The sequence below is a fragment of the Holospora curviuscula genome, from assembly GCF_002930195.1.
GTDB classification, from domain to species: Bacteria; Pseudomonadota; Alphaproteobacteria; order Holosporales; family Holosporaceae; genus Holospora; species Holospora curviuscula.
In genome coordinates this window covers 1-4,381 of sequence record NZ_PHHC01000091.1, presented here as the reverse complement: position 1 = coordinate 4,381, position 4,381 = coordinate 1, and the positions used below count along the sequence as shown (strand labels likewise).

The 4,381-nt window shown below is 36.8% G+C and carries 3 protein-coding genes and 1 pseudogene; 1 reads left to right on the top strand and 3 read right to left on the bottom strand.

Annotation, left to right across the window (positions count from 1 at the left end):
• Positions 1 to 232 precede the first annotated feature (232 nt).
• The 3 genes from HCUR_RS04555 to HCUR_RS04545 form a co-directional block, all read right to left on the bottom strand.
• On the bottom strand, positions 233 to 490 hold the full coding sequence (locus HCUR_RS04555; protein ID WP_104206957.1) for a hypothetical protein: 258 nt from the start codon (positions 488 to 490) through the stop codon (positions 233 to 235).
• A 556-nt stretch (positions 491 to 1,046) separates the two neighbouring features.
• Positions 1,047 to 2,270 (bottom strand): pyridoxal phosphate-dependent aminotransferase, encoded by a 1,224-nt coding sequence (locus HCUR_RS04550; protein ID WP_104206956.1) that lies wholly within the window; start codon positions 2,268 to 2,270, stop codon positions 1,047 to 1,049.
• Between the two features lie 36 nt (positions 2,271 to 2,306).
• Complete coding sequence (locus HCUR_RS04545) at positions 2,307 to 2,927, bottom strand: hypothetical protein (protein WP_104206955.1); 621 nt, start codon at positions 2,925 to 2,927, stop codon at positions 2,307 to 2,309.
• A gap of 1,040 nt (positions 2,928 to 3,967) precedes the next feature.
• Between HCUR_RS04545 and HCUR_RS09575 the strand changes: the two are divergent.
• Positions 3,968 to 4,063, top strand: a pseudogene (locus HCUR_RS09575) (IS5/IS1182 family transposase); the annotation flags it as partial.
• Positions 4,064 to 4,381: the final 318 nt, after the last annotated feature.

Sequence of the window (4,381 nt, the reverse complement as noted above, 5' to 3'; positions counted from 1 at the left end):
TCATTTTCTGCATAGGTTTACCTTGATGGAAAGCAGAATTATCTATGACACTACCACGGTTTTCTGGGATATTCGTTAGGAACATTTCCTCTACCCAACAAAGCAATACCTCTACAGAATCCGTAAGTAAATTCAATTGCTCCTAAAGTAGAGCCCATGAAAGCGCCTAGAGCATTTGTTCTATACATTTTATTCTATTTTTGGCACCCCAATGCTGTTTTCCGTAACAACGCTACCCTTTTACAGAATCTCCGTGAGTTTTTGACATATCATGGACAATTCCACGTTCATTAACTTTTCTGTTTAATTCATCATGCTTTTGGTACAATACAGATCTTTTTTCTGGATCTACTTTTGGATGATTTAAGGTTTTTTTATCGCGAACATCAAGACGTCTCAGGGCTTTCAAAACGCCAACAGCGCTACCCCCAAAGCGCTCTGGCTGATGGGCATCAGGATATATTGTGATATCGTGTTCTAAACAGTCCATGTCCCTTGTGCGGGCTGGCTTATAGGGAACAAATTTCGGTTCTAAACGCGTACTCTACTTATCGTCTGCTGACCCATTCCAAAATGTCTACCCGATTCCTCATAGCTCACTCTTTACGAAAAAAATCCCCCGAATACGACAGTTTTAAATATCTTCTCTTTTTTTCTAGTATAACCGTTCTATAGTTAGTTGACTATATACTAAAAAAACTTTGGATTAAACTCAGGACAATAAGAAGAGAAGTAAACATGCTCAATGTTTGCAAAGGAGTGTAAGTCTTTCGATGTATACTCGTGTCCATGAGCATAATAGTCCTAAAATATTCAGTAAGATAAACGCTTAAAAAATCTGTATTCACTGTAAAAGAATACGCAATATAAAAGTATTATTCGTGTTGCGTTTAGTGGCGCTGTACAAACAAAAATATTTAGATCAAAAATTTACACAGATTTGTGGGCGTTTATCTTTTTTAAGGCAGATACCACTTTTTTCAGAAAGTTATCCATTAGGATTCATTCAGTGCAATCCATCACTCTATCTTGTGAGGATATCTTTCTTATTCAGAGATTTTAGAGGGTGTTGTTAAAAAGTGAATTAATCGTTCTACTCCCTCCTCTATAAGTTTAGGAGGTACCGCATAAGAAAAGCGTAAATACCCTTCCTGTCCAAATTCTGATCCGGGTACACTACATACATGGGCGTGGGTTAATAAACCGTCCGCCAGTTCTCTATCTGTCCGCCAACCTAACGCACGAATGGTGGGATGATGCAGTATTCCTCTACAAGAAGCAAATACATAAAAAGCACCCATTGGAGTTACCAGGGTATCCATACCAGGAAGTCGCTGTAAAGCCTTGACTAGGCAATGCCTTCGTGATGTAAATATACCATGATTTTCTAAGATGTAGGCTTCCAACTGGGGTGTGTTTAAAGTTTGTGCAACAGCGTGTTGAACCAAGCAACAAGGACCCGAGGTGCTGTGAGACTGAATTTTTTCTATACCTTCCAAAAGGGATTGTGGAGCGATTCCCCAGCCCAATCTCCATCCTGTTGCCGCTAAAGATTTCGAAATACCATTTACCACCAATACTCTAGACTGAAGCTCTGGGCATACGTGTAATATATGAGGACACGGTCTATGGGTATAACACAACGCTTCATAGATGTCATCAGACAAGATAAAGATTTTAGGAAATTTCTTCAACACCTCTGCGAGACGATACAACGTGTCTGTATCATATACTGTGCCTGTAGGATTATTGGGAGAATTCAAAACGAGCCATTTGGTGTTAGGCGTAATCGCCGCCTGCAACGCCTCTGGTGTTAATTTAAATCCATTGTGCTCATTGCAAGAAACGGGAACCCATCGAGCTCCTGACAGTTTAACAATTGCGGGATAAGAAACCCAATAAGGGCTCGGAATAATGACTTCATCCCCAGGCTCTAAACTAGCCATTAATGCATTATAAATAACCTGCTTAGCACCGGTTGAAACACAGACCTGTGGTACATCCCAGCCCGACAAGTTTTGATGATGTTGTGTATAGTGTAAAATACTTTTTTTTATAGCCAGTGTTCCAGAGACTGGTGTATACAGGTGTTGTTTTTCTTTTATGGCCTCCATCACACCGTCAAAAAGAACTTGGGGAGGTGACAGATCTGGTTCTCCCACGCTAAAGTCAAAAATTTTGTGTCCTTGCGCTTCTAATGCCTTAGCTTTTTTAGACATCTGAAGAGTAGCAGACGCGCCTAGTTCTGAAACAGTTTGAGAAACAATCATGAATTTGAAGACCCTACCTTAATTATGATCTTATCATTATCTAGGTCCATCATACAGGAACATACAAGGTTTTCCAACACATACTTTGTGGATAGTGCGAGATAAGGCCTCAGAAGGATTGACTGCTACAGCTCTACGAGCATTCTTCCAGATGAAAAGATCTTTAGTGCTATCTCCAAAATAATGAAAATTTCCCTGGCCATAAAGATTCACCAGAGCTTTTGCCTTGTATTTCCCAACACAATGAAGTCCGTCTGTGCTGCTTATAATGGAATTAAAACATCCTAAATACGTTCCAATAGCCTCAGCGGTGGGGTAGGCTGCTCCTGTTGCCAGTACTAAAGGGACTTCCATTTTTTGACAGAATTTTAGAAAATTTACTAAAAAAGGTCGGTAAGGTAATTGTTCAGGATCTAATGGATAATTCTTACTGACCCATACTTTAAAAGTGGACCAGTGCCATCGCTGAGTCCACAAAAATTTTGGTATTCCTAAAAATGCTTGAGGGAAAAAAAATTGTAAAGAGCTACTCTTCAGTAGGGTAAAATCTAGATCTATACACACCGGTACAATACAACGATCTAAAGCCAATGCCTGAAATAAGGTATTAGGAGAAGGTTGATACAAGGTCAACATTTTGGGTATATCTTGAGACATGCTGTGTTTCTGTTTATTTTAGATACTCTTATTCTAGTTAATAAAGTGCTCTAAGTCAGGAGGTTTTCAGATAATTATATTAAATTTTCAGAATCTAATTTCAAAAACTTTCCAACAATTTTATGAGGATCACGGAATAGAGCTACTGCGTAAGTAAGCTCTTAGGTTTCGCTTAATGCTCTAACGATAAAGCGTAACTTTCAAAGTTTTGGTGTTGTCGAAACTATGATTGGAAATAACTTGGCGTCCAACGAGTTATTTCTGAGGCTTTAAAGTGTTTTGGTTTAACTCTTCTTGATATAGTAATTTAGTTTGAAAATGGGATTTGAAAGAAATAAAAGTAAGGCCTTATAATAATTTAGTATATTGAGTAATGTTACATTTAATTCATCGTTTCATAGTAGCCGAAAATTTTCAATGGGTAGCAGTCGGGTGAATATGGCGGTAAAAACACTAGCCTTCAGCCAACTATTTGAGTGTTGCGTGATATTTGTTTCTTCACAAGTCTGCCCAGAGGTAAAAGTTTTTTATCGCTAAAGCCTAACTTTTTAAGCTTTTTATAGATAAAGGCAATGTTTGTGTAAAATAGCTCTGCTCATATTTTGTCTTCGTTATTTTCAACCTATATTTTGAGCTGATTTGGATCTATTTTTTCTTTTCTGCCTAATCGTACTTGAGGCTTAATTACTTTTTCTTTTTTGTACCGTATCCATCCTGTACTTACGCTACTTTTAATCATTTTTACGCTCCTCTTTTGATCATTAATTAAGTTTATCTATTCTATTACTCTTTTATTTAAGTACAGTCTGTATCGTCTTTTTGTCATTTTTTAACAGATATAACACATGTAATCTCATTTTTAAGCTAATTTACTATATTATGGATACTGGATATTAACACATAGAAAAGTTGCATAAAAAATCTGAATTTTCAAAGAGGAATGCTAAAAAAACCTTTTAATAAAAGCGGATCAGAAGAAAAACTAGAAATTTGATAGCAAAAGAGTAGCAAATTAAAATATCGTCGTTATACTTAAATAATTTAAAATTATATCTCAAAAATACAGAAACAGACGAAAAAGATTCGGCTTCAGATTTAATCTAATTTCTGCTATCTACAATATGGAGTTAGCATAATTATTAGTTATGCAATAAATCTAATATTAAGAACCAGTCACGTAAAAAATTGAAACAGCAGGAATAAAGTATAGGATTGATATCAAAGAAAGGTGAGAGATGTCAAAAAGCTATACAAGTGATCTAAAAAATCAAGCGTGGAAAATCAGAGAAGAAGGAATCAACAAGCGCAAGGAAAAGCACGAAAGGCGGAGGCCTAAAGATGCTAGGCTGGTATAGAAAGACAGAGTTTATATCAAAAAAACGGCTGTTTTGGAGGGCTCTCCCTAAAAAGTTTGGGCTCAGGAAGAGAATATTGAATAATTTTAACATGCTAAA